The organism is Bradyrhizobium sp. BRP19, assembly GCF_020194195.1.
Lineage (GTDB): Bacteria > Pseudomonadota > Alphaproteobacteria > Rhizobiales > Xanthobacteraceae > Bradyrhizobium > Bradyrhizobium yuanmingense.
In genome coordinates this window covers 1-443 of record NZ_JADYVZ010000124.1, presented here as the reverse complement: position 1 = coordinate 443, position 443 = coordinate 1, and the positions used below count along the sequence as shown (strand labels likewise).

Annotated in this window: 1 pseudogene; it reads left to right on the top strand. The window is 64.6% G+C overall.

From position 1 onward, the window contains the following. Window positions 1–443, top strand: a pseudogene (locus tag I6F36_RS38800) (cytochrome c); the annotation flags it as partial.

Below are 443 nucleotides of genomic sequence, written 5' to 3'. Positions count from 1 at the left end.
ATCCGGCCTTCCCCTACACCCATTTCGCCAAGGCCAGCGATGCCGACCTGCAGGCGCTCTATGCCTACCTGATGGCCCAGGCGCCGGTGCGCGCGACAACGCCGGAGCATGAACTGAAGTTTCCGTTCAACCTGCGTCCGCTGCTCGCCGGATGGAATGCGCTGTTCCACGATACGACAACATTCCAGCCCGATCCGACCAAATCGGAGATTTGGAATCGCGGCGCCTATCTGGTCGAAGGTCTCGGCCATTGCAGCGCCTGCCATTCGCCGCGCAACGCGCTCGGCGCCGAACTCAAGCATGCCTATCTCGCCGGCGGCTTTGCCGAGGGCTGGGAGGCGCCGGCGCTGACGTCGCTTTCGAAAGCGCCGATCCCCTGGAGCGAGGACGAGCTTTACGCCTATTTGCGGACCGGCCAATCCCGCTTCCACGGTGTCGCGGCC